The 23,765-nt window shown below is 71.0% G+C and carries 22 protein-coding genes; 12 read left to right on the top strand and 10 right to left on the bottom strand.

Annotated elements, in window-relative coordinates; genetic code table 11:
* Positions 1 to 64: 64 nt before the first annotated feature.
* The 5 genes from ABT170_RS17840 (at position 65) to ABT170_RS17820 (ending at position 5,104) form a co-directional block, all read left to right on the top strand.
* A complete protein-coding gene (locus ABT170_RS17840) occupies positions 65 to 1,045 on the top strand; it encodes an SPFH domain-containing protein (RefSeq protein ID WP_351868356.1) in 981 nt (326 codons plus the stop codon).
* Positions 1,042 to 1,416, top strand: coding sequence for a type II toxin-antitoxin system antitoxin (locus tag ABT170_RS17835; protein ID WP_351868353.1), 375 nt, complete (start codon positions 1,042 to 1,044; stop codon positions 1,414 to 1,416). Before ABT170_RS17840 ends, ABT170_RS17835 begins: the two co-directional genes overlap by 4 nt.
* A gap of 90 nt (positions 1,417 to 1,506) precedes the next feature.
* Positions 1,507 to 2,031, top strand: a complete 525-nt coding sequence (locus ABT170_RS17830) for a PadR family transcriptional regulator (protein ID WP_329946316.1) — start codon at positions 1,507 to 1,509, stop codon at positions 2,029 to 2,031.
* Positions 2,028 to 2,714 carry an ABC transporter ATP-binding protein gene (locus tag ABT170_RS17825; RefSeq protein WP_329946317.1) on the top strand — a complete coding sequence of 229 codons (687 nt, stop codon included), beginning with the start codon at positions 2,028 to 2,030 and terminating at the stop codon, positions 2,712 to 2,714. The genes ABT170_RS17830 and ABT170_RS17825 overlap by 4 nt, the downstream gene beginning before the upstream one ends.
* Entirely contained in the window at positions 2,711 to 5,104 is a 2,394-nt protein-coding gene (locus ABT170_RS17820; protein WP_329946318.1) for an ABC transporter permease, read from the top strand. Before ABT170_RS17825 ends, ABT170_RS17820 begins: the two co-directional genes overlap by 4 nt.
* 56 nt (positions 5,105 to 5,160) lie before the next feature.
* Here the strand turns inward: ABT170_RS17820 and ABT170_RS17815 are convergent, their stop codons facing one another.
* The gene (locus ABT170_RS17815) at positions 5,161 to 6,126 is read right to left on the bottom strand and encodes a hydrogen peroxide-inducible genes activator (RefSeq protein WP_329946319.1); all 966 of its coding nucleotides are present in this window, start codon (positions 6,124 to 6,126) and stop codon (positions 5,161 to 5,163) included.
* A gap of 132 nt (positions 6,127 to 6,258) precedes the next feature.
* On the opposite strand from ABT170_RS17815, the gene ABT170_RS17810 reads away from it, so the two are divergent.
* Together ABT170_RS17810 and ABT170_RS17805 are read left to right on the top strand one after the other, a co-directional pair.
* The gene (locus ABT170_RS17810; protein WP_003966619.1) at positions 6,259 to 6,813 is read left to right on the top strand and encodes a peroxiredoxin; all 555 of its coding nucleotides are present in this window, start codon (positions 6,259 to 6,261) and stop codon (positions 6,811 to 6,813) included.
* Positions 6,814 to 6,825: 12 nt separating this feature from the next.
* On the top strand, positions 6,826 to 7,359 hold the full coding sequence (locus ABT170_RS17805) for an alkyl hydroperoxide reductase (RefSeq protein ID WP_329946320.1): 534 nt from the start codon (positions 6,826 to 6,828) through the stop codon (positions 7,357 to 7,359).
* A 96-nt stretch (positions 7,360 to 7,455) separates the two neighbouring features.
* On the opposite strand, the gene ABT170_RS17800 is transcribed toward ABT170_RS17805, so the two are convergent.
* From ABT170_RS17800 to ABT170_RS17785, 4 genes are all read right to left on the bottom strand, one after another.
* Positions 7,456 to 8,859 (bottom strand): AI-2E family transporter, encoded by a 1,404-nt coding sequence (locus ABT170_RS17800; protein ID WP_351868347.1) that lies wholly within the window; start codon positions 8,857 to 8,859, stop codon positions 7,456 to 7,458.
* 144 nt (positions 8,860 to 9,003) lie between these two features.
* Entirely contained in the window at positions 9,004 to 9,708 is a 705-nt protein-coding gene (locus tag ABT170_RS17795) for an aggregation-promoting factor C-terminal-like domain-containing protein (RefSeq protein ID WP_329946322.1), read from the bottom strand.
* 391 nt (positions 9,709 to 10,099) lie between these two features.
* Positions 10,100 to 11,422 carry an RNA 5'-3' helicase PhoH2 gene (phoH2, locus tag ABT170_RS17790; RefSeq protein ID WP_266923318.1) on the bottom strand — a complete coding sequence of 441 codons (1,323 nt, stop codon included), beginning with the start codon at positions 11,420 to 11,422 and terminating at the stop codon, positions 10,100 to 10,102.
* A gap of 396 nt (positions 11,423 to 11,818) precedes the next feature.
* Positions 11,819 to 12,580, bottom strand: a complete 762-nt coding sequence (locus ABT170_RS17785) for an isoprenyl transferase (RefSeq protein ID WP_329946323.1) — start codon at positions 12,578 to 12,580, stop codon at positions 11,819 to 11,821.
* Positions 12,581 to 12,800: 220 nt separating this feature from the next.
* Here ABT170_RS17785 and mgrA point away from each other — a divergent pair, with 220 nt between their 5' ends.
* Both mgrA and ABT170_RS17775 read left to right on the top strand, forming a co-directional pair.
* Entirely contained in the window at positions 12,801 to 13,838 is a 1,038-nt protein-coding gene (gene mgrA / locus ABT170_RS17780) for an L-glyceraldehyde 3-phosphate reductase (protein ID WP_329946324.1), read from the top strand.
* Between the two features lie 308 nt (positions 13,839 to 14,146).
* Positions 14,147 to 15,337: a winged helix DNA-binding domain-containing protein gene (locus ABT170_RS17775; protein WP_351868343.1), complete on the top strand. Its 1,191-nt coding sequence runs from the start codon at positions 14,147 to 14,149 to the stop codon at positions 15,335 to 15,337.
* Between the two features lie 39 nt (positions 15,338 to 15,376).
* Here the strand turns inward: ABT170_RS17775 and ABT170_RS17770 are convergent, their stop codons facing one another.
* The 3 genes from ABT170_RS17770 to ABT170_RS17760 all read right to left on the bottom strand — a co-directional run bounded on the left by ABT170_RS17770 (position 15,377) and on the right by ABT170_RS17760 (position 18,034).
* Positions 15,377 to 15,820: a hypothetical protein gene (locus ABT170_RS17770; protein ID WP_329946326.1), complete on the bottom strand. Its 444-nt coding sequence runs from the start codon at positions 15,818 to 15,820 to the stop codon at positions 15,377 to 15,379.
* A gap of 204 nt (positions 15,821 to 16,024) precedes the next feature.
* A complete protein-coding gene (locus ABT170_RS17765) occupies positions 16,025 to 16,891 on the bottom strand; it encodes a class I SAM-dependent methyltransferase (RefSeq protein ID WP_351868341.1) in 867 nt (288 codons plus the stop codon).
* 213 nt (positions 16,892 to 17,104) lie between these two features.
* On the bottom strand, positions 17,105 to 18,034 hold the full coding sequence (locus tag ABT170_RS17760; protein WP_351868338.1) for a prepilin peptidase: 930 nt from the start codon (positions 18,032 to 18,034) through the stop codon (positions 17,105 to 17,107).
* Between the two features lie 105 nt (positions 18,035 to 18,139).
* Between ABT170_RS17760 and ABT170_RS17755 the strand changes: the two genes are divergently transcribed.
* Entirely contained in the window at positions 18,140 to 18,517 is a 378-nt protein-coding gene (locus ABT170_RS17755) for a DUF192 domain-containing protein (protein ID WP_329946329.1), read from the top strand.
* A gap of 590 nt (positions 18,518 to 19,107) precedes the next feature.
* Here the strand turns inward: ABT170_RS17755 and ABT170_RS17750 are convergent.
* Positions 19,108 to 19,701, bottom strand: coding sequence for a hypothetical protein (locus tag ABT170_RS17750; RefSeq protein ID WP_329946330.1), 594 nt, complete (start codon positions 19,699 to 19,701; stop codon positions 19,108 to 19,110).
* 430 nt (positions 19,702 to 20,131) lie between these two features.
* Between ABT170_RS17750 and ABT170_RS17745 the strand changes: the two genes are divergently transcribed.
* Together ABT170_RS17745 and ABT170_RS17740 are read left to right on the top strand one after the other, a co-directional pair.
* Entirely contained in the window at positions 20,132 to 22,153 is a 2,022-nt protein-coding gene (locus tag ABT170_RS17745; protein ID WP_329946331.1) for a hypothetical protein, read from the top strand.
* A 47-nt stretch (positions 22,154 to 22,200) separates the two neighbouring features.
* Positions 22,201 to 22,791 carry a hypothetical protein gene (locus tag ABT170_RS17740; protein ID WP_351868334.1) on the top strand — a complete coding sequence of 197 codons (591 nt, stop codon included), beginning with the start codon at positions 22,201 to 22,203 and terminating at the stop codon, positions 22,789 to 22,791.
* Positions 22,792 to 23,134: 343 nt separating this feature from the next.
* On the opposite strand, the gene ABT170_RS17735 is transcribed toward ABT170_RS17740, so the two are convergent.
* Positions 23,135 to 23,764 carry an OmpA family protein gene (locus ABT170_RS17735; RefSeq protein WP_351868331.1) on the bottom strand — a complete coding sequence of 210 codons (630 nt, stop codon included), beginning with the start codon at positions 23,762 to 23,764 and terminating at the stop codon, positions 23,135 to 23,137.
* Position 23,765: the final 1 nt, after the last annotated feature.

The raw sequence follows: 23,765 nt of genomic DNA, 5'->3' as shown, positions 1-23,765 counted from the left end.
GAAAACCGTTAATGTGAAATCACATTGATAGCGCGGCTCGCTGCCGCACGAAACGGGGGACCCCATGACCGAACAGCACGACAGCCCCGGCACGGCCACTCCTGCCACCGCATCGCCCGGCCTCGTCCCGGACGCCCCGGAGATGCCCGCCCCGCAGGTCAGAGAGGTGACGGCGCACTCCATCCCGGGCGGCATCGGCCTGTTGCTGACGGTTCTGGGCGTGTTCCTCGGCGTCGGCCTGGTGATCCTCGGCGCCGTGCTGGGCGCGAACGGGCACAACGGGATCGGCATCCCCCTCCTCGTCCTCGGAATCCTGCTCGTCATCGCCTCCTTCTTCTGCATGAGCGGTGTGAAGATGGTCGCCCCGGGCGAGGCCCGGGTGATCCAGCTCTTCGGCCGGTACGTCGGCACGATCCGCGCCGACGGACTGCGCTGGATCAACCCGCTGACCTCCAGCCGGAAGATCTCCACCCGGGTCCGCAACCACGAGACGGCCGTCCTGAAGGTCAACGACGCCTACGGCAACCCGATCGAACTGGCGGCGATCGTCGTCTGGAAGGTCGAGGACACCGCGCAGGCGCTGTTCGAGGTGGACGACTTCCTGGAGTTCGTCGCCACCCAGACCGAGGCCGCCGTCCGGCACATCGCGATAGAGTACCCCTACGACGCCCACGACGAGAACGGCCTCTCCCTGCGCGGCAACGCCGAGGAGATCACCGAGAAGCTGGCCGTCGAGCTCACCGCCCGGGTACAGGCGGCGGGCGTCCTGATCATCGAGTCGCGCTTCAGCCATCTCGCGTACGCCCCCGAGATCGCGTCCGCGATGCTCCAGCGCCAGCAGGCGGGCGCGGTCGTCGCGGCCCGTCAGCAGATCGTGGAAGGAGCGGTCGGCATGGTCGAGATGGCCCTGACCCGGATCGCCGAGCAGGACATCGTCGAGCTGGACTCCGAGCGCAAGGCGGCCATGGTCAGCAACCTCATGGTGGTGCTGTGCGGTGATCGTGCGGCGCAGCCGGTCCTCAACACGGGCACGCTCTACCAGTGACCGAACAGACACCTCCCCGGCGCGCACCGGTGGCGCGGCCGCAGCAGCGCAAGCAGATGCTGCTGCGGCTCGACCCCGCGGTGCACGACGCGCTGGCCCGCTGGGCCTCCGACGAACTGCGCAGCGCGAACGCGCAGATCGAGTTCCTGCTGCGCCGGGCGCTGGCGGAGGCGGGCCGGCTGCCGGGCTCGGCCGCCCCGATCGCCCGCCGGGGCCGGCCGCCGAAGACCGCCGCGCAGGACAGGCCCGGTCCGCAGGAGAGGCCCGGAGCACCGGAGCCGCCCGGCCCGCAGCCGGGGGCCGGCCCCGGGGACGGGCCGGGTCCGCGTGGCGGTCCGGGCCCGTCGGGACCGGGTCCCGCCGGTGGATGAGGGCTTCGCCCCCGCCCGTTCCCGGGTGGGAGGCGTCCTCGCCCGTCCCGGTATACACCCGGGGTATACACACCATGTAGAGTGCTCGGCATGTCAATCGGCCACACCCTGCTCGGACTCCTGGAGTCCGGCCCCCGCCACGGCTACGACCTCAAGCGGACCTTCGACGAGAAGTTCGGCCACGACCGCCCCCTGCACTACGGGCAGGTCTACTCGACCATGTCCCGGCTGCTCAAGAACGGCCTCGTCGTCGTCGACGGGGTCGAGAGCGACGGCGGTCCCGAGCGCAAGCGGTACGCGATCACCGACGCGGGGATCACGGATGTCTCCAGCTGGCTCGCCCAGCCGGAAAAACCGGAACCCTACCTTCAGTCGACCCTCTACACCAAGGTCGTCCTGGCTCTCCTGACCGGCCGCAGCGCCGCCGAGCTGTTGGACGCCCAGCGAGCGGAGCACCTGCGCCTGATGCGTATCCTCACCGACCGCAAGCGGCGGGGCGACCTCGCCGACCAGCTGATCTGCGACCACGCGCTGTTCCATCTGGAGGCCGACCTGCGCTGGCTGGAACTGACCGCCGCGCGGCTCGACCGGCTCGCCGAGGTGGTGGCCAAGTGATCCCCGACGGCTCCCTGCTCGCCGCCCATGACCTGCGCAAGGCCTATGGTCCGACGCCCGCGCTGGACGGCGCCTCGTTCTCCATCCACCCCGGCGAGGTCGTCGCGGTGATGGGCCCCTCCGGCTCCGGCAAGTCCACCCTGCTGCACTGCCTCGCCGGAATCATCACACCCGACTCGGGCACCATCACCTACGCGGGCCGTGAGCTGTCGGCGATGTCCGACGCCGAGCGCAGCGCCCTGCGCCGCAGTGAGTTCGGCTTCGTGTTCCAGTTCGGCCAGCTCGTCCCGGAGCTGACCTGCGTGGAGAACGTCGCGCTGCCGCTCCGGCTCAACGGGGTCAGGCGCAAGGCCGCCGAGCGCACCGCCCTCGAATGGATGGAGCGCCTGGAGGTCGACGACCTCGGCGCCAAGCGTCCCGGCGAGATCTCCGGCGGTCAGGGCCAGCGTGTCGCCGTGGCCCGTGCGCTGGCCTCCTCCCCGAAAGTGATCTTCGCGGACGAGCCGACCGGCGCGCTGGACTCCCTGAACGGCGAGCGGGTCATGGAGCTGCTCACCGAGGCCGCCCGGTCCGCCAACGTCGCCGTGGTCCTGGTGACGCACGAGACCCGGGTCGCCGCCTACTCCGACCGTGACGTCACCGTGCGCGACGGCCGGGCCCGCGACTTGGAGCACTCCGCATGACACTGCTCGACGAGAAGCGGGGCACGACGGTGCCGCCGCGTCCCGCGCCGCCCTCACGCGGCGCGACGACGCTCCGCGACCTCGGCCTCGGCATCCGGTTCGCCGCCGCCGGGGGCCGCGAGGGCTGGATCCGTACGCTGCTGACCGGGATCGGGGTGGGCCTCGGTGTCGCACTGCTGCTGACCGCCTCCGCAGTGCCGCACATGCTCGACGAGCGGTCCGGCCGCGAACAGGCCCGGGCCGAGGCACAGGTGTCGGATTCCCCCGACGCCCAGGCGAAGAAGTCGGACACCTCGGTGGTCCGCGCCGAGGCCGGGACCGAGTACCACGACCGGACCATCTCGGGTCATCTGATGCGGGCGGACGGTGCGCACCCGGCCCTGCCGCCGGGCGTCGGCCGCTTCCCGGGGCCGGACGAGATGCTGGTCTCGCCCGCCCTGCGAAAGCTGCTGGCCGCACCGGAGAACACCCTGCTCAGGGAGCGCCTGGCGTACCGGACCATCGGCACGATCGGGGACGCGGGCCTGGTCTCCCCCGGGGAGCTGCGGTACTACGCGGGCAGCGGCACACTGACTCCCGCCAATGGCGGGCACCGGATCGCGGGCTACGGCGACGACCGTCCGGGCGAGCCGTTCTCGCCCCTTCTCGTGCTGCTGAGCATCATGGTCTGCGTCGTGCTGCTCGTCCCGGTCGGGATCTTCATCGCGACGGCCGTGCGCTTCGGCGGCGACCGCCGCGACCGCAGACTGGCCGCACTGCGGCTGGTGGGCGCGGACATCCGGACGACCCGCCGGATCGCGGCCGGGGAGGCGCTGTTCGGCTCGCTGCTCGGGCTGCTGATCGGCCTGGGGATCTTCCTGGTGGGGAGGCAGTTCGTCGGTGCGGTGGAGATCTGGGACGTCAGCGCGTTCCCGGCCGACCTGGTGCCCGATCCCCTGCTGGTGGCGCTCATCGTGGTGGCGGTGCCGCTGACCGCCGTGCTCGTCACCCTGACGGCGATGCGGTCCGTGGTGATCGAGCCCCTGGGCGTCGTGCGCCGGGGCCGTGAGCGGGGGCGCCGCCTGTGGTGGCGGCTGCCGGTGCCGCTGGCCGGGCTGGCGGTGCTCGGGTTCACGGGCCGGGTCGGGGCGTACGAGCCGGTGAACCCGGTTCCGATCACAGCCGGTGCCGTACTGGTGCTGGTCGGGCTCGCGCTGCTGCTGCCCTGGCTGGTCGAGGCGTGTGTGAACCGGCTGCGCGGTGGCCCGGTGCCCTGGCAGCTCGCCACCCGCAGGCTCCAGTTGAGCAGCGGGTCCGCGTCACGCGCGGTCAGCGGGGTCACGGTGGCGGTGGCGGGAGCCATCGCCCTGCAGATGCTCTTCGCCGCGATGAACGCCGACTTCAACCGGATCACCGGCCAGGACCCCACGCGGGCCCAGTTCGCCGGCTTCTCCGAGAAGGTCACGGGCGAGGCGGCCACCTCGGCCATCGAGCAGTTCCGCGCCACCAAGGGCGTGGACGTGGTCATCGGTTCGGTGGAGGCGTACGCGACCAGGCCCGGTGTCTACTCCGAGGACGAGATCGAGCCCACCACCTCGCTGACGGTCGGCACCTGCGACACCCTGCGCGAACTGGCCAGGATCGGCGCCTGCGAGGACGGCGACACGTTCGTCGTCCACCCGGCGGGCGACAAGGACATGTCCGCCTGGATCGACAAGACCGCCCGCAAGGGCAAGGAGGTCGAGATCAGCTCCGGGCAGGCGAAGCCGGTGCGGTGGACGCTGCCCGCCGATTCCCCGACCGTGAAGGGCCGCAAGGACCCGATGGGCACGGTCCATTGGGGGATCATGGCCACGACCGGCGCGATCGACGCGGGCAAGCTGCCCGGCGCGACGATCACCGCCCAGATCCGGGTCGACAAGAGCGTGCCGGACGTCGCCGAGTACGTACGCAACACGGCGGCCAGGATCGATCCCGCCATGCGCTTCGTCACCATCGAATCGGTGGAGCGCAACCGGCAGTACGCGAGCATCCAGACCGGCCTCCAGGTGGGCGCGACCGCGACGCTGCTGCTGATCGCCGCGTCCATGCTGGTCTCCCAGCTGGAGCAGCTGCGGGAGCGCAAGCGGCTGCTGTCGGTCCTGGTGGCCTTCGGCACCCGGCGCACCACGCTCGGCTGGTCGGTGCTGTGGCAGACCGCGGTGCCGGTGGTGCTGGGGCTCACGGTGGCGGTCCTGGGCGGACTGGCGCTCGGGGCGATGCTGACCTGGATGATCGAGAAGACGGTCTCCGACTGGTTCCTGTTCCTGCCGATGGCGGGGGCGGGCGCGGGGCTGATCCTGCTGGTGACGCTGCTGTCGCTGCCCTCGCTGTGGCGCCTGATGCGCCCGGACGGGCTGCGTACGGAGTAGCCCGCCCCGGGTCACCGGACGGGAACGGGGGGCGGGCCGAGCAAGGGGCCCGCCCCTCAGCCGCGTCCGGCGTCCGGCACCCGTACCGGCAGCGCCGCCATCGCCTCCCGCAGCGCGGCGGCGAGCTCCTCGAACTCCCCGTGCCGCGCCGTCCCGCTCCGCATCGCGAGCGCCACCCGCCGCGAGGGCGCCGGGTCCGCGAAGTACCCGGTCGCCAGCGCCTCGTTGCGCCCGGTCTCCACGGTCACCGCGGTGCGCGGCAGCAGTGTGACCCCGAGCCCGCCCGCGACCAGCTGCACCAGGGTGGAGAGCCCGGCGGCGGTCGTGGTCACCGGCGCCCCCTCCTTGCGCCCGGCCTCCCGGCAGATGTCCAGGGCCTGGTCGCGCAGGCAGTGCCCCTCGTCGAGCAGGAGCAGCGGCAGCTCGCGCAGCGCCTCGCGCGGAATGTCGGCCCGGCCGCCCAGCCAGTGCTTCCGCTCCATGACGAGGACGAAGTCCTCGTCGAACAGGGGCAGCTCGGTCACGCCGGGCACGCCCAGCGGCACGGCGAGCAGCAGCAGGTCCAGCCGTCCGCCGGCCAGCCCCTCCAGCAGCGAGGAGGTCTGCTCCTCGTGGACCTGGAGGTCGAGTTCCGGGTAGCGCTCATGGACCAGCCGGAGCACGGTCGGCAGCAGATAGGGGGCGACGGTCGGGATCACACCGAGCCGGAGCACTCCGGTGAAGGGCGCCCGGACCGCCTCCGCCTCCTCCATCAGCTCGCCGACGGCCTCCAGCACCGCCCTGGCCCGCCCCGCGAGCCGCTCCCCCGCGGGCGAGAGCAGTACCTTGCGCGTCGTACGCTCGATGAGCTGGACACCCAGTGCCTCCTCCAGTGCCGACACGGCTCCGGAGAGTGCCGGCTGACTCATCCCGATTGCTGCCGCCGCGTCCCTGAAGTGCAGATGTTCCGCCACGGCAGTGAAGGCGCGCAGCTGCGAGAGACTGGGCTGTTTGGGCCTGATGCCCTGATTTCCCTGGGCCACTGATAGGCACCTCCGATCATCACAAACGAGTGTAGCTATTTCCGTGATCAATGCACTCTGTGCCAAGGTAGGACGTGTCCAACCCTCAGGAACTCCCTCAAAAAGGGAATTCCTACGCTGCAAGGAGTGCGCGTGCTCACTGTCGGTGACAAGTTCCCCGAGTTCGACCTGACTGCTTGTGTTTCGCTGGAGAGCGGCAAGGAGTTCGAGCAGATCAACCACAAGACCTACGAGGGCAAGTGGAAGATCGTCTTTGCGTGGCCGAAGGACTTCACCTTCGTGTGCCCCACCGAGATCGCCGCCTTCGGCAAGCTGAACGAGGAGTTCGCCGACCGCGACGCGCAGATCCTGGGCTTCTCCGGTGACTCCGAGTTCGTGCACCACGCCTGGCGCAAGGACCACCCGGACCTGACCGACCTGCCCTTCCCGATGCTGGCCGACTCGAAGCACGAGCTCATGCGTGACCTCGGCATCGAGGGCGAGGACGGCTTCGCGCAGCGCGCCGTCTTCATCGTCGACCAGAACAACGAGATCCAGTTCACGATGGTGACCGCCGGTTCCGTGGGCCGTAACCCCAAGGAGGTCCTGCGAGTCCTCGACGCCCTGCAGACCGACGAGCTGTGCCCCTGCAACTGGACCAAGGGCGAGAACACCCTCGACCCGGTCGCCCTCCTCTCGGGCGAGTGAGCTGACACAGACATGGCACTCGACGAACTGAAGGCCGCCATACCGGACTTCGCCAAGGACCTGAAGCTGAACCTCGGTTCGGTCATCGGGAACAGCGAACTCCCGCAGCAGCAGCTCTGGGGCACCGTCCTGGCCTGCGCTATCGCCTCGCGCTCGCCGAAGGTGCTGCGCGAGCTGGAGCCGGAGGCCAAGGCCGCGCTCTCCGCCGAGGCGTACACCGCGGCGAAGTCCGCGGCGGCCATCATGGCGATGAACAACGTCTTCTACCGGACCCGGCACCTGCTGTCGGACCCGGAGTACGGCACGCTCCGTGCGGGCCTGCGGATGAACGTCATCGGCAAGCCGGGTGTGGAGAAGGTCGACTTCGAGCTGTGGTCGCTCGCCGTCTCCGCGATCAACGGCTGTGGCCAGTGCCTCGACTCCCACGAGCAGGTGCTGCGCAAGGCCGGCGTGGATCGTGAGACCATTCAGGAAGCCGTCAGGATTGCTTCGGTGATCCAGGCGGTCGGCGTGACCCTCGAAGCCGAGGCCGTGCTCGCCGAGTGACACAGCGGCACCCCTGATACGAGAAGGGCCCCGAGGACGACCGACCGTCCACGGGGCCCTTCTTTCTTCTCTTCTCCCGGCCGCCGGGGCCGCTCGTCACTTCTCCGGGTGCGGACCGCCGTGGGCGTCCGCCGCGTCCGCGGAAACCCCGTCCGGGTCGTTCGGGGGCAGCCCCGGTGACGGGATCGGGGCCGTCGCGGGAGCCGGGGCGCCCGGCGGTGCCGAGTGGCGCCGGGCCTCCTCCTGCCCGTACGCCCGCAGATAGCCGACCACCGTATTGGTCACGGCGACCAGCGGTACGGCGACCACCGCGCCGCCGATGCCCGCGATCATGCCGCCCGCCGCGACCGAGAGCACCACGGCCAGCGGATGGACCCGGACGGCGCGTCCGAGGATGAACGGCTGGAGGATGTGGCCCTCGATCTGCTGCACCATGAGGACCACGGCCAGCACCAGCAGTGCAGTGACCACGCCCTCGGTGACCAGTGCGACGACCACCGCCAGCGCCCCGGAGACCACGGCGCCGACCAGCGGGATGAAGGCGAACAGGAAGATGAAGACGGCCAGCGGGACCGCCATCGGCACATCGAGGCAGTAGATCCCCAGCCCGATGAAGATCGCGTCGATCAGCGCGACGATCACCGTGCCGCGCACGTAGGCGGTCAGCGTGCGCCAGGCGCGCGGCCCGGCGCCCGCGACGCCCGGCCGGGCCTGGGCGGGCACGAGCTTCAGCACCCAGTGCCAGATGCGCTTGCCGTCGTACAGCAGGAAGAGCGTCGAGAACATCGCCAGCAGCATCCCGGTGAGGAACTCCACCATCACGGTGACGCCCTGGAGCCCGGCGGAGGTGATCTCCTCCGTGTTGGTGCCGATGGTGTCGCTGAGGTTCTTGGCGATGTCGTTGATCTGCGACTCGGTGACATGGAAGGGGCTGTCGAGCAGCCAGCGCTTCAACTCGTCGATACCGTCGCGGACCTTGTCGGAGAGCGTGTCGAGGTTGTCCATCACCTGCCACACCACGAACCAGCCGACCAGCCCCATGATGACGAAGCCCAGTACGGCGGTGACGGCGGTGGCGAGACCGCGCGGCAGCCCGAGCCGCCTCAGCCGGACCACGGTCGGCTGGAGCATCGCGGTGACGAGCAGGGCCGCCACGAAGGCCAGGACGACGAGCTGTACGGCACTGATGATCCGCATCAGCACCCAGAGCGTGCCCGCCAGCACGAGCAGCCGCCAGCCGGCCTCGGCCGCGACCCGCATCCCCCACGGAATGGCCGCGACCGGGTCGGGTTTGGCGGCGATGGCGGGGGCGTACGCGGGCGGCGCCGGCACCGAGGCGCTGCCTCCGGTGTCCGCCGGCTCACCCACCGCCTCGGCCTGGCTGCGGGACACCCGCTCGTCGGCGTCCGACTCGGCCTGCGCCCGCTTCTCGTCCAGGCGTGCGCCCAGATCGGTCAGTTCGGCGCCGACGCGGCCGAGCCAGCCGGGCAGTTTCGACATGTCTTTCCCTTTCCCCCATCGTGCGCCCCTTCGCTCCCCCGGGGCGCCCGATGGTGACCGTACACGCGCGAAGCCCCCCACCGCAGGACGGTGAGGGGCTTCGCGGGGTGGAGGGCCGAGCCTCGGAAGGCTCCGCCCGTCCCCCTAGTACCAGTGGTTGGCCTGCCAGAAGGACCAGGCGCCGCACGGGCTGCCGTAACGGCCGTCCATGTAGCTGAGGCCCCACTTGATCTGGGTGGCCGGGTTGGTCTGCCAGTCGGCGCCGGCGGACGACATCTTGGAGCCCGGGAGGGCCTGGACGAGCCCGTACGCCCCGGAGGACGGGTTGCTCGCGCGGTAGTTCCAGGTCGACTCGTGGTTCACGATGTTGCTGAAGCACTGGAACTGGTCCGCGGGGACCATCTGCCGTGCCATCGCCTGGACTTCGGCCACGCTGTACGAGCCCTTCGCGGAGAAGGAGGACGCGTCGCGGACGGAGGAACGGCTCGCGCGCTCGGCGCGGTCCTTCTTCTCCTGGCGCTCGGCCTCGGCCCGCTTCTCGGCCGCCGCCTTCTTCGACTTGGCGTCCTTGGCGGCCTGGATGCGGGCCGTCTCCTCGGCGGACTTCTTCGCCGCGGCGTCGGCGGCGGATGCCTGGGCATCGGCCTGCTGCGTCAGCGAAGCAGTCTGCACCTGGGCCTGCTGGCCCGCGGGGATGTCTGCGAGCAGCGTGGTGTCGGCTGCGGTCGCCTCGAAGTTGTTGTCGTCGGCAGCGGGAGTGCTGCCCGAAGCAACGCCTACGACGGCGCCTACGGTGGTGACCGCGGTGGCAGATGCCACGGCGAACCCCCGGACCGAGATCCGGCTCACACGGTGTCCTTCCAGCATCGCCCGCTTAGGTGACCTCGCGGGCGCAATCGTGCCCTTGACACTGGCCTCCCTACTGCTTGGGTCACGGGAGGCACGGGCCCGGTGGGCGACTCCCCCGGGGAGGAGTGCCGCGTGGTGCTCGCGGGCGGCATACGGACGGCGATTGTTGAGTTGTGTGGTGCGTGGCGCCTCTTGAGGTGCCCATGTGCCGTATGCGGGGCCTGACGGAAGCAAGACTCTGCCGGACGGGCACGCCGTGAGGCAATTCTGTGCCGAGTGTGAAAGCTCACACCTCGTTCGGGTCAATCGTTTTTCGGAAATGACGGCGCAGCACAATGCCGCCCGGCTAAGCTCCTTGGCTCGCCGGGCGGCATCAATGGGTCAAGCAAGGTCAGATCTGGCCTTCCTCCAGCATTTCGGTCACCAGCGCGGCGATCTGCGACCGCTCGGATCGGGTGAGCGTGATGTGGGAGAAGAGCGGATGGCCCTTCAGCTTCTCGACCACGGCGACGACACCGTCGTACCGGCCGACCCTGAGGTTGTCCCGCTGGGCCACGTCATGCGTGAGCACCACCCGGGAATTCGCCCCGATCCGGGACAACACGGTCAGCAGGACATTCCGTTCGAGCGACTGCGCCTCGTCCACGATCACGAACGCGTCGTGGAGCGAGCGGCCCCGGATATGGGTGAGCGGCAGAACCTCCAGCATCCCGCGCCCCAGCACCTCCTCGATGACCTCGCGTCCGGCGACGGCCGAGAGCGTGTCGAAGACGGCCTGCGCCCAGGGGCTCATCTTCTCGGCCTCGCTGCCGGGGAGATAGCCGAGCTCCTGACCGCCGACCGCGTAGAGCGGACGGAAGACCATCACCTTCTTGTGCTGCTGCCGCTCCAGCACCGCTTCCAGACCGGCGCAGAGCGCCAGGGCCGACTTTCCGGTGCCCGCCCGGCCGCCCAGCGACACGATGCCGACGTCCTGGTCGAGGAGGACGTCCAGGGCGATCCGCTGTTCCGCGCTGCGGCCGTGGATCCCGAAGGCCTCCCGGTCGCCGCGCACCAGCCGGACGAGGCCCTCGGCCGTGACCCGGCCGAGTGCCTTGCCGCGCTCCGACTGGAGGACCAGCCCGGTGTGCACGGGCAGTTCGGCCGCCTCGGGGACGTACAGCGTCTCCTCGCTGAACAGCAGATCCACCTGCTCCCCGGCGAGGGACAGCTCGGCCATGCCGGTCCAGCCGGAGTCGGTGATGGCGAGTTCGGCGCGGTACTCCTCGGCGAGGAGGCCGACCGAGGACGCCTTGATCCGCAACGGCAGGTCCTTGGAGACGACCGTGACGTCGTACCCCTCGGCCTGGAGGTTGCGCGCGACCGCGAGAATCCGTGAGTCGTTGTCCCCCAACCGGTAGCCGGCGGGGAGCACGCCGGGATCGGAGTGGTTGAGTTCGACACGGAGCGTCCCGCCCAGATCCCCGAGCGGGATCGGGGCGTCCAGCCGGCCGTACCGGACCCGGAAGTCGTCCAGCAGACGCAGCGCCTGCCGGGCGAAGTAGCCGAGTTCGGGGTGATGCCGTTTGGCCTCCAGCTCCGTGACCACCACGATCGGCAGCACGACTTCGTGCTCGTCGAACCGGGCCATGGCGTTGGGGTCGGCCAGCAGGACGCTGGTGTCGAGAACATAGGTGCGCCGGTCGGGCATGCGGCGCTTAGTGCTGGTCACCACGGAAGGACGTACCCCCTCGGACGAGGTCGGGGAGTGCGACGGACGTCGCGGAACTTCCCAAAGGGAGAGGACGGACCGGGTTCTGACCCTCGCGTGAGGACCGAACGCCGGCCCTCCGCGTCGGCCGCACGTTGCGTACGGTCCTTCGTGTGCAAAGGGCCTCCCGGGCGAGCGGGCTGGGAGCCGCTCACTTGGATGCGACATCCGCCCGGTTACTGACCGGATGTCGACCTGTCAGGGGTATTCCCTCGAACACCCGAAGCCATGCCACCGCATATGACACGGTGATGAACAGTCCTGGTGTACGGGCGGTGACGGCCCGGGGCCGTCCGGCCACGCGAAAGCCCTCCCCCGTACAGAGAGGAGGGCTCGGGCCGTCCGGGGGGAGGGGCGCGTTCAGGCCCCGTAGCGCCTGCCGCGGGCCGCGTAGTCGCGCAGCGCGCGCAGGAAGTCGACCTTGCGGAAGGCCGGCCAGAAGACCTCGCAGAAGTAGTACTCCGAATGGGCGCTCTGCCAGAGCATGAAGCCCGACAGCCGCTGCTCCCCGCTGGTACGGATCACCAGGTCCGGGTCCGGCTGCCCCCGGGTGTAGAGGTGTTCGGAGATCAGGTCCGTGGAGACGACCTCCGCCAGCTCCTCGAAGGTCGTGCCCTTCTCGGAGTGCTCCAGCAGGAGCGATCTGACCGCGTCGGCGATCTCCTGGCGACCACCGTAGCCAACTGCGACATTGACGATTATTCCGTCGATGTCGGATGTGGCCGCCTCCGCCTCCTTGAGGACGGTCTGCGTGCCCGCCGGCAGGAGGTCGAGCGTGCCGACGTGATGGACCCGCCACCGCCCGTCCGCCGCGAGGTTGCGCACGGTGTTCTCGATGATGCCCAGCAGGGGGGTCAGCTCGGCCTCGGGCCGGTCGAAGTTGTCCGTGGAAAGCAGCCAGAGGGTGACGACCTCGACATCGGTCTCGTTGCACCAGCCGAGCAGGTCGGAGATCTTGTCCGCACCGGCCTGGTGCCCCTGGACGGCCGAACCGCCGGACGCCTTCGCCCATCGCCGGTTGCCGTCGAGAATGACCCCGATGTGCTTCGGTACCTGGGCGTGGTCCAGGCGGCCTTCCACCCGGCGTGCGTAGAGCCCGTACACCAGGTCACGCAAGTTCACTGAGTTCACCCTCTCGGTTCCGTACGGGCCGCAGGCCCGTCCGCCCCGTCTCCGGGGGGTCCGGGGCCCGTCCCCCGTGGGGAGATCGCCACAAAGGTCCGCACGGTCCGCAGGCTTTCGCCGCGCCGCACATCGGCATTCCCCGAAGCCGCCACATTACTGCGAGCGGGTCACGGGGGCCCAACCCGGTCTGTCACAACACCGTGATAAAGAGACAAACGTGACTCATTCTCTTCCCTACCGCGCTGCCGATTCGCGCTACGACTCCATGGAGTACCGCCGCACCGGCCGCAGCGGCCTCAAACTGCCCGCACTCTCGCTCGGCCTGTGGCACAACTTCGGTGACGACCGCACGCTGGACTCCCAGCGGGCGATCCTCCGGCGCGCCTTCGACCTCGGCGTGACCCACTTCGATCTGGCCAATAACTACGGTCCGCCGCCCGGCTCCGCCGAGCTCAACTTCGGCAAGCTGTTCCGGCAGGACTTCACCCCGTACCGCGACGAGCTGGTCATCTCCACCAAGGCCGGATACGAGATGCACCCCGGCCCGTACGGTGAGTGGGGCTCCCGCAAGTACCTGCTGTCCTCGCTCGACGCCTCGCTGAAGCGCATGGGCCTGGACCACGTCGACATCTTCTACTCGCACCGCTTCGACCCGGACACTCCGCTGGAGGAGACGATGGGTGCGCTGGCCTCCGCCGTACAGCAGGGCAAGGCGCTCTACGTGGGTGTGTCCTCGTACAACGCGGCGCAGACCGCCGAGGCGGCCCGGCTGCTCCGGGAGATGCGCGTCCCGGCCCTGATCCACCAGCCGTCCTACTCGATGATCAACCGCTGGACCGAGGACGACGGGCTGCTCGACACGCTGGAGGCGGCCGGCATGGGCTGCATCTCCTTCGTGCCGCTCGCCCAGGGCCTGCTCACGGACAAGTACCTCAAGGGCATCCCGGCGGGCTCGCGCGCCACACAGGGCAAGTCCCTCGACCCGGGCCTGCTCTCCGACGAGGTGGTCCGCCGCCTCAACGGGCTCGACGGCATCGCCCGGCGCAGGGGCCAGTCGCTCGCCCAGCTGGCGATCAGCTGGGTGCTGCGCGACAGCCGGATGACATCGGCCCTGATCGGCGCTTCGAGCACGGCCCAGCTGGAGCAGAACGTGGCCGCGCTGGCCGGACCGCCGCTGTCCGCGGAGGAGTTGGCGGAGATCGACACCTTCGCCGTCGACACCGCGGGCACCAACATCTGGGCCGGACGGGGCTGACCCCGCGCCGGTTCAGGACCGGCGCACAAAAAACGGGCCGGTCCGTGGGGGGGATACGGACCGGCCCGAGGGGGGGTTTCCACCATAACCCTTCGTAAGTGCTGCTGGGTGCCACGCCACTCCACAACTACTCTCCGGATCCGCCGGACTGCGGTCCGGGCACGGAACCCGGGGGCGCACGGGGCCCCGGAAGGCCTCCGGACCCCCTGCCGGGGACGGCGTACGGCGGTGGGCGCGGGCTTGACGCGGCTGGTGGAACACTCCCAAGAGGGCAGTTTCCGGCCTATTGGCGTCCTAGATTCGGCCGCATGACGACACGAGCCCGCACTGTGACCGTGACCTGGCCCGAGGCGAACGCGCGGCGGCTGTCCCGCCAGCGGCTGTCCCCCGCCCCGGCCCGCCCCCCTGCGGGCGGCCCCTCGTCGGGCGGCACACCCCACGGGGCCGTGGGCGCGATGCTCGGAGCCCATGCCCAGGTGCTCTCCGCCGCCGAGCTCTCCATCGGGGCGCGCGCCGCCGGCGTGACCCGTGCCGATGTCCGCCGGGCCCTGTGGACCGACCGCACCCTGGTCAAGACGTTCGGACCGCGCGGGACCGTCCATCTGCTCCCCGCCGACGAGCTGCCGCTCTGGACCGGCGCCCTGTCCGCCGTACCCACCGGAACAAGTCCGTTCGCCAAGGAAGCCCGGATGACACCGGAGCAGGTGGAGGCGGTCGTCGCCGCCGTGGCCGACGCCCTGACCGGGGCGGAGCTGACGATCGACGAGCTCGGCGACGAGGTCGTCGCCCGTACCGGGCCGTGGGCCGGAGACCCGGTGATGCCCGCTTTCGGGACGATGTGGCCGCGCTGGCGGCAGGTGCTCCACCTGGCGGGCCACCGGGGTGCCCTGTGCTACGCCCCGGACCGCGGGCGCAGGGCCACGTACACCAACCCGGGCGGTACCCCGATGCCCGGCCCGCAGGCACTGGCCGCCCTGGTGGAGCGCTATCTGCACGCGTACGGCCCCGCCACCTCCGGGCACTTCGCGAAGTGGCTCGCCGCGCCGAGGGGCTGGGCCGACGGGCTGTTCGCCTCACTGGCCTCGGCGGGAGCGATCGAGGAGGTGGCGTTCGAGGACGCCGGACCCGCGTGGGTGGTGGCGGGCGACACCGCGTTCCCGGCCGATGCCGCGCGGGGTGTGCTCCTGCTGCCGTACTTCGACGCGTTCACCATCGCCTCCCAGCCCCGTGAGCGGCTGTTCCCGGGTGCCGCGTACGAGCGGGCCCTGGCGCGCGGCCAGGCGGGGAACTACCCGACACTCCTGGTCGACGGCACGGTCGCCGGGGTCTGGCACCAGCGTCGCTCGGGGCGCCGGATCACGGTGACGGTGGAGCCGCTGGACCCGCTGGGGCCCGCGCGGCTGAGGGCCCTGGAGGAACAGGTGGAGCGGGTGGCAGAGGTACTGGAGGGCAGGGCGGAGCTGACGGTGGGAAAGGTGACCGTGGGACCGCACGCGTAACGGGCCGCCCCATGGAGGGAGGGGAGGGCGGAGCCCCGGTCAGTGGCGGACGAAGCGGACCGCCATCGTGTCCCCGCCGATGACCACGAAGTCCCCGTCCTCGCACCGGATGACGGCCTCGCACACCTCTCCCCTCCCGTCGCGGCGCTCGTGCGTACCGGTGACCGTCCAGGCTCCCCCGTACGGCGCCGGGGGCAGGTTCGTCAGGGCGGCGTGCTGCCACCGACTCGCCGGCACACACCAGTCCGGCAGCTCCGGCCAGGCGCCGGGGGTGACCCGGAGTGTCCGGTCGGAGGCGCAGGTCAGCAGGACCGACTGCCCGTCATCGAGCACGAACTCGACGGCCTCGGGTTCGCCCGCGCGGCCCTCCGGCCGGTAGAAGACGCCCTGGACCGCGGTGATCCGGGCGCCCTTGAGCCAGTCGGGGTTGCCGCTCCGCGCCCGGCCGGCCGGTCCGCCGGGCTCTTCCCTCTCCATCGTCATGACCCGCCCACCCCTCTCCGCACGCTCCGTCATCAGGCCCGTACCTCCCAAAGGTAGGACGGCTGCGGCGGCGTTCCCGTTGCCTGCGGGGTCGCGGTGAACTGGCGTACGGAGTACGTACGTTGACGAGAAGGGCTGTTGTGGGCCGCTACGGGGCGGGCCGGGGCACGACGTACGGGACGCCGGCCCGGACAGGTCCCAGCACTACGCGGTGCGCCGGACCGCGGGCGGGAAGGTGCCCGGCTTGCGGGCCTCGATCAGGAAGCGGGTGGTGGTGGCGACGAAGGGGCCCTCCGCCTCGATCTTCCGGTGCAGGGCGAGCAGTTGCGGGCGATGGCGCTCGACCGTGAAGCCGGGGACCATCCAGATGACCTTGCGCAGGAAGTAGACGACGGCGCCGATGTCGAGGAACTCCGTGCGCAGCCGCTCCGGCCGCAGATCGACCACGTCCAGACCGGCCGCCTCGGCGGCGGCACGTGCCTCCCCGGGGTCGCGGGCACCGCGCACCTCGGGCGGCTGCGGGCCGAGGAAGTACTCGACGAGCTCGAAGACGCTCGCCGGTCCGACCTGCTGAGAGAAGTACGTGCCGCCCGGTGCGAGCACCCTGGCGATCTCCTCCCACCAGGTGGTCACCGGATGCCGGCTGACCACCAGGTCGAAGGCCCCGTCGCCGAAGGGCAGCGGCGGCTCGTCGGGGTCCGCGACGACGACGGCGCCGAGCGGGTGCAGCAGGGCGGTGGCCCTGGCGACATTCGGGGGCCAGGACTCGGTGGCCACGGTCAGCCGCGGGAGCTTCGGCGCGGAGGCCAGGACCTCGCCGCCGCCGGTCTGGATGTCCAGCGCGGCATGGGCGCGGGCCAGCCGGTCCGCCATGGCGCGGGCGTAGCCCCAGGAAGGCCGCTGCTCGGTGGCCCGGCCGTCGAGCCACGAGAAGTCCCAGCCGTCCACGGAGACGGCGCCGGCCTCGCGGACGAGCGCCTCGAACCGCTCGTCGGAGTCCGCCGAGGAGGAGCCGGGGAAGGAACCGGGGAAGGAACGGGTGGGGCCGGAGGAAGGGGATTGTTCTGGCATGCGGGAATCGTTCCAGGCGGGCACCGGGACCGCGACCGCATTCCGTACGACCCGGTGCCGGGCGGACGGCGCCCGGCCTGTCGGGCCACGACGGTGAGGTCGCCAGGCGGCCGGGCGGCCGGGCCGTCAAGCGGCTGGGCGGTCGGGCCGTCAGGCGGCTGGGCGGTCAGGCGGCCGGGCCGTCAAGCGGCTGGGCGGTCGGGGTACAGGGGGTCAGGCCGCCAGGGCGCCCAGCAGGAGCCCGGTCAGCGCTCCCGCGATCATGAACGGACCGAACGGGATGCCCGTCCTGCGCCCGGCGCGGCGCAGGATCACCAGTGCGAGGCCGTACACCGCCCCGTACAGGAACCCGGCGAAGGCCCCGACGAACAGCACCGCCCAGCCGTACCAGCCGAGGGCGATCCCCAGGGCCAGTGCGAGCTTCACGTCGCCGAAGCCCATGCCGTTCGGGTTGATCAGGAAGAGCACGAAGTAGAACCCGCCGAGGGCGAGTCCTCCGAGCAGCCCGGAGGTCCAGGAACCCGCGTGTTCGGGAAGAAGGGCGACGGCCCCCAGAAGCAGGACGGCCGCGCCGGCCAGGGGCAGGGTCAGGGGGTCGGGCAGCCGGTGGACCCGGCTGTCGACCACGGCGAGGAGCACGGCGACGGGGGCGAGCAGCAGCCAGGCCGCGAGCTCGGGCCTGGTGCCGGTGCCGGCCGCCAGCGCGGTGCAGGCGAGCGCGGTGATGACGGGGGCGAGGACGCGGGGGGCGTAGCGTCCGCCGGGCGTCACCGGGATACGGTCCGCGCCCGGCACAGGGCCAGGCACCGCGTCCGCCGGCGCGTCCGCCGGCGCGTCCGCCGTCGCCTCCGGTCCTGATGCGGCTTCCCGATCCTCGGTGGCTTCGGGGGCGCGGTCGACGTCCGGACCGTGGTCGGCCGGGGCCGTCGTCCGGGGGGCAGGGGTGAGCGCCACCGACGCACAGGCCGTACACCGCGCCGGGCCGAACCAGCCGCCGCCGGGGCCGGTGAGCGGGTGCCCGGCGGGGCAGGCGTCGCGCCAGACCTCCTCCGGTTCGACGGAGAACCGGTACGCGGCACGCGGGACCAGCAGCCCGGTGGCGGCACCCCAGAGGGCGGCGACGGCGATCAGCGTTGCGTCCACACCAGGGACCTTAATCCGGCGGTACGACAAGGGGCTTGGGCCCTGGGGCCCACCGGAGGCCGTTCGGGACCCATGATCCGCCGCCGGGGGCTACGGTCGGTGCCCATGAGGAAATGGCGCGATGGCGACGCGACGGTCACGGTAGGCACGGACACCGGGGAGTGCGCGGTTCCGCTGCGGATAGCGGCCTCCTACCGGGCCCGGACCCGGGGGCTGCTGGGGCAGGACGGGATCGAGGGGGCACTGATGCTCACACCGTGCGGGAGCGTGCACACCTTCCGGATGCGGTTCACCATCGATGTGGCGTATCTGGACCGGAAGTTCAACGTGCTGGCGGTCCGCACGATGAAGCCCGGCCGCCTCGGGCTGCCGCGCCTGCGCGCCCGGCACGTGCTGGAGTCCGAGGCCGGGGCGATGGAACACTGGGGGCTCCGGCCGGGCGCCCGGGTCGAGGTCCACGTCACGGCCGGGAGCGACGCGTAACGGACCCTCCCGCCCCCGACACCCGCCCGCACGCCAGGGGCTGTGGGCGGGGGATGCGTCAGGCGCCGGTGGGGCGGGGCACGGGTGGGGCGGGGCGCCGGGTCCTCCGGCCGGCCGGAGGACGCCGACGTGCGGATCGGCCGGGCGGATCGGCCGGGCGGATCGGCTTCAGCCGAGTGGGGCGCGGGACGCGCGCCGTGAGGCAGTCGGGCCGTCCCGCCGTCGTGGACCACCCGTACCCGGAGCCGACCGCCTCGCCGGCGAAGGCGCGTTCGGTGGCCGGGCAGTGCCCGCGCCCGGTCCATTCGGGGGCGACGGCTCGGTCGGCGAGCTGTTGCGCCGCCCGTGCTCTGCCCTCACCTTCTGGTAGCCGCCCGGCCCGGCGCCATGGGGGAGCGCCGGGCCGGGCCCTGATCCGTTACGAAGGTGACGCTAACCTCCCAGGTCGCGGGCGTCTTGGGCCCCTGGGCCCACTGAGGGGAAGGGCGCCGCGAGAGGGGGTCGTACCGCACGGGCGCCGCACCGCGCGGAAGTGGTATCGCGCCGGGAGCGGTATCGCGTGCCCTCGCGCGAGGGCCGGCGTCGCCCCGTCACACGCTGAGCACCGAATTCCCGAACACCCGCCACGGCGAGTGCCCGACCGAGTCGAGAAACGCCAACTGCGGGTGTGTCGCCGCGATTTCCTCGCGTACGGCGACGACATCGGGCCACTCGTCGAGAGGGGCCGCGCCGTCGATGACGACCCCGTCCCAGTCGGTCGCCGAGGTTGCGCCACGCCGGTCGACGACGAAGCCGATGCACAGGACGGACGCGCGTCCGATGGTCCGCCGGATGGCGCTCACGGCCCGGTCCTGTTCCTCGGGGGGCAGCTCGCCCAGGCCGAATTCGACGGCCACGGCCCCGCGCCGCGCCCGTCGGACGCGTACGAGGACGTCCGTGGCACCGCCCACCCATAGCCGGAACCCGATCTCATCGAGCCTTTGCAGTCCGGCAATGGACAGCAACTGCTCCCGGGTGACGGGCGAACGCGCCCCGGCCGACGCGGCGTCCTGGCTGACGAGCACGGTGCGCCCGGTCGCCGGATGCGCCAGCCGCAGCCCCTCCGCTTCGAGGTCACCCAGCAGTGTCTGGGCGTCCAGCCGGGTCCAGCCCAGGTGGTACGAGTAGAAGAAGCCGGTACTCATCGACGCCTCACCCCATCACAGCGTGAACATGTGTATTCGCGTGCGCAAATCGAGCATGAGAGGTTGGTGCCCGGTCGAACGTGTGCCACCGGTGGTCGGGATGCCCATGGGTTCGCCCGGATACGGGCCATGGCGAGCGCCCGGATCGCAGGCGTGGACGGCGGCGGTGTCGTGGTCGGCGACGACCGGCACGTTCGAGCGTAATGAGCCGCGACGGCTCCGGCGTGGGCCCACGGACCCACGGACGGCCCAAATGCGGAACCGGCGTACCCGGTGCGCCGGACCGGCGCGCCGGAGCGACACGAACGCGCTGATCACCGGCGTCGGCGTTGGGCCCGGCTTTGGGGCCGGGGGCCCGCGCCACCGCCGCCTTCCGCCCCTACGCTCACGAACGACAGGCAACACCCGTGTGCCGGAGAGAGGTTGAACCGTGAGCGGTGGCGGCGGCTGGGGGGACAGGAGCGCGAGCCACATACCGGTGGGGCATCGCGGTCCGGGCGGGCCCGGCACCTTGTATCAGCGTGAACACAGCAACTGGTTCTTCGCATTGACCCGCAGTTGGGCGACGGGGGCCCTGGTCTACATCGCCGCGGGTTTCATGACCGACCGGGTGCTGGTCGAACTGCTGGGCAGCGGGGAGCGGCTGGAGTCGTTCGGCTGGCGCCTCGCGCTCATGCACGTACCCAGCCTCGTCGTGACCCTGCTGACGGTGCTGGCCGCCGCGCGCGTACTCCCCGACGAGCACCGCGAATCCCGCGTCGTCCTTCTGCTCGGCGCCCTGGCCGTTCCCCTGGCCGGCCTGATGTACGGCTTCGCCGTCTCGTGGAACGTCGTCGGCGTCGAGGGTGTCCTGATGCCGGTCGTCTCGCTGGCCACGGGCGCCGCCGCGGGGGTGGCCGTCGACCGGCTGCTGGAGGAGCGCGCCACACAGCCCCCTCCCCCGCCGCAGTACTCGTACAACTGGCGGGACGGCGGGGCCACCGCCATGGAGTACCTCGGCGTGGTCACCCTCGTCGTCATGCTGATCGGCGCCATGGCGATGGCCGGGGTCGGCGGGAAGATCGGCGAGCGCATCCGGTGCGCCATCAGCTCGCTCGCCGGCGAGGGCGGGTCCTGCTCCACCGGTGGCGGCACGGAGCCGGAGGCCAAGCCGAAGACCGATGCCGACTACGAACCCAAGATGTGCCAGGTCTCCAGTATCTCGGACACGGCGGGCGGCAAGGTCAAGATCGGCTGGTTCGAGTGGGGCGAGGAGTACGGCTTCCAGCAGAAGGTGTCCCGCGCCAACTCCGATGTGAACGGGGACGGCAAGGTCGACGAGAACGACAAGCAGGTCACCATGACCTTCACCGACGCGGCCTCGGCGGGCGCCACGGCCAGCACCCCGGGCGTCAAGCTCGGCAGCCTCGGCAAGGCGGACATCGACATCGGCGGCGGCATCAAGATCACCAACGGTGACACCTGGATCTTCAAGAGCGAGGAAGAGGCTCAGAAGATGCGGGACGACATCGAGGAGATGAAGATGTGGGAGACCGCCACCAAGCACAGCGGCGGCTACGGCGGCGGCTGGTACTCGGGCATGAAGTGGGCCGAGAAGAAGGAAGCCATCGAGAAGAAGATCGGCGACAAGAAGATCTCCTACTCGACCGTCGGGCTCAACGCGTATGCGGACGGCGGGCTCTCCATCAAGTCGGGCGACGACACCGAGCTCGGCGCCAAGCTGGGCGGCAAGGCCAAGTTCTCCCCCGAGGTGACGATCACCAAGGACGACGTGAACGGCAACGAGTCGTACACGTACACCGCCAAGCTCGAACTTGAGGGCAAGCTCAGCGGTAACGCCGGGCCGGTCAAGGGCAGCCTGGGCGGCAAGGAGAACCACACCGGCGCCATCACCGTCACCCGTGACCAGAAGACCGGGAAGATCGTCCGGATCGACATGACGCAGACGGTGGACAAGGGCTCCACCTCCGGCAAGGTCGAGGTGGGCGGCGACAACGGCGAGAAGGGCGAGGACAAGCGCGGCGGCAAGGGCAGCGTCGGCGACTCCTCCGGCGACTCCGGCATCGACGTCCAGACGAACTCGATCATCTTCGGCAAGGACACCGACAAGGCCACCGAGGACAAGCGGGCCATCGCCGAGCAGTGGCTGGACGGTTCCGGCAACAACACCGCGCCGTTCGAGTACATGTTCGGCGACCACGCCATGGACAAGCGGCCCGCGGGCAGTGACCCCTTCGAGCAGATGATGTTCGACGACGGCCTCTCCAGCACGATGCGCTACCACGGTGAGACGGACGCCCAGGAGTTCGGCTTCGAGGTCTCGCTCGGCATGAGCCTCGGCTTCTCCATCTCCGACGAGCACAAGAAGGAAACGCTGACGGACGCGCGGTTCCTCGGCGCCCCGCAGGGCGACAATCGCACGTATCTTCCGTACAGCTACTGCGCGAAGTGAGCACGTCGACCGACCGCACGACGAAGAGGCGAGCACCGATGACGGCCATGACCACATCCACACCGAAGAAGTCCCGGCCGCTCGGCGCGACCGCCGCGGCCGTCATCGCCCTGGCCCTGCTCACGGGCTGCGGCAGTGACGACACCGCGGCGGTCCCGGAGGGCTGGGGCACGCTGGACACCAAGAGCCTGTCCGTCGGCTACCCGAAGAACAAGGGGTACGCCGAGCAGCCGGCGGACAAGCGCAGCAAGAACAACGCCGCCGTCGCGCTCCGGAGCGAGGACGGCATACGCACCGGCATGGTCTCGGTCCAGCTGAACTTCGCCACCGGCGTCAGCACGGCCGGCGAGGCGGCGGCCGCCGCGGGCGCGGGGCTCGGCCTCGGCGCCACCCGCAAGGACACCGAGGACGTACGGCTCGAAGGCGCGGACGGCGCCCGGGAGGCCCGCAGGATCGACTACGAGTTCACCGCCGACGGCAAGGAGGACACCCCGACCGTCGGAACCCCGATGACGGGTGTCGTGGTGGCCGGTGTCGACTCCAAGGGCGTGCCGTTCGCCATCCGCATCAACGCGGTCAAGGACCAGCTGACCGCCGGGGACCTGGACGCGTTCGTCACGTCCATCACCGTCAAGTAGTCCGTCCGGCCCGGTCGGCGCTCCCCCGCAGCGGGGAGGCACCGTCCGGGCCGTTCCGGTTCGCACGGCGGGTTCGGGTTCGGGTTCGGGGTTCGGGTTCGCACGGCGGGTTCGGGTCCGGGGTTCGGGTTCGCACGGCGGGTTCGAGTCCGGGGTTCGGGTTCGCACGGCGGGTTCGAGTCCGGGGTTCGGGATTCGGGTTCGGGGTTCGGGCAGCCCCGCGCCCACAGCGAAGGCCCGGCACCGCGGCCCTGGGGTTCCAGGGGCCTCGGTGCCGGGCCCTTCGCGCGCTGTGCGTGCTGCGTGCGTGCGTCTGCGTCGCTCGCGTGCCTCGCGGAGGAGGTCAGGAAGCGGTGCCGCGCGGGAAGGAGACCTCCACGCGCCGGTTCTTCTTCCTGCCCTCTTCGTTGCTGTTGCTGGCGATCGGGTACTGCTCGCCGTATCCACGGATCTCGAAGGTGATCGTGGAGCCGAGCTCCTTCGACAGGACCCCGTGCACCGCGTCGGCACGCTGCTTGGAGAGCACGTCGCCGTGGGCGGAGGAGCCGAGGTTGTCGGTGAAGCCGAAGACGCGGACCTTGGTCGCGTTCTGCTGCTTGATCTCCGCCGCGATGGCGGAGATACGGGAGTTGGCCGCCGGGCTCAGCTTCGCGCTGTCCTTGCCGAAGAGGACTTCGGCCTGGAGCGCGAACTTGATGTTGGCGTTGCTGTCCTCGCGGCGCTCCTCGCCGCCCATGTCCTCGATCACCTGGATGATGTCGAGGACCTTGCCCGGTGCCAGCGTGCCCCCCTCGGGCATCTTCAGGTCCGGGTCGTTCGGGTCGATCTTGACCGGCGGCTCGGAGGTGGCTTCCGTCCCCGGGGGCACGCTGGGACCGTCATCCGCCAGTGCGGGCGCGGCGCCGAACAACGTCACACTCGACAGAAGCACCGCGGTCGCGAGCGGGACTCCCATCATCCTGATGTTCGCCATG

Source organism: Streptomyces sp. NPDC001787 (assembly GCF_040297465.1).
Taxonomy (GTDB): Bacteria; Actinomycetota; Actinomycetes; order Streptomycetales; family Streptomycetaceae; genus Streptomyces.
Note: the sequence above shows the minus strand (reverse complement) of the source record. Positions and strands in the feature narration are given on the sequence as shown.

Coding starts and splice junctions, on each gene's coding strand:
- ABT170_RS17805 (WP_329946320.1), top strand. CDS start 6,826: ATGGCACTCGACGAACTGAAGGCCGCCATACCGGACTTCGCCAAGGAC.
- ABT170_RS17755 (WP_329946329.1), top strand. CDS start 18,140: ATGAGGAAATGGCGCGATGGCGACGCGACGGTCACGGTAGGCACGGAC.
- ABT170_RS17765 (WP_351868341.1), bottom strand. CDS start 16,891: ATGCCAGAACAATCCCCTTCCTCCGGCCCCACCCGTTCCTTCCCCGGT.
- ABT170_RS17735 (WP_351868331.1), bottom strand. CDS start 23,764: ATGGCGAACATCAGGATGATGGGAGTCCCGCTCGCGACCGCGGTGCTT.
- ABT170_RS17740 (WP_351868334.1), top strand. CDS start 22,201: ATGACCACATCCACACCGAAGAAGTCCCGGCCGCTCGGCGCGACCGCC.
- ABT170_RS17775 (WP_351868343.1), top strand. CDS start 14,147: ATGACGACACGAGCCCGCACTGTGACCGTGACCTGGCCCGAGGCGAAC.
- ABT170_RS17830 (WP_329946316.1), top strand. CDS start 1,507: ATGTCAATCGGCCACACCCTGCTCGGACTCCTGGAGTCCGGCCCCCGC.
- ABT170_RS17750 (WP_329946330.1), bottom strand. CDS start 19,701: ATGAGTACCGGCTTCTTCTACTCGTACCACCTGGGCTGGACCCGGCTG.
- ABT170_RS17820 (WP_329946318.1), top strand. CDS start 2,711: ATGACACTGCTCGACGAGAAGCGGGGCACGACGGTGCCGCCGCGTCCC.
- ABT170_RS17840 (WP_351868356.1), top strand. CDS start 65: ATGACCGAACAGCACGACAGCCCCGGCACGGCCACTCCTGCCACCGCA.
- ABT170_RS17800 (WP_351868347.1), bottom strand. CDS start 8,859: ATGTCGAAACTGCCCGGCTGGCTCGGCCGCGTCGGCGCCGAACTGACC.
- ABT170_RS17770 (WP_329946326.1), bottom strand. CDS start 15,820: ATGACGATGGAGAGGGAAGAGCCCGGCGGACCGGCCGGCCGGGCGCGG.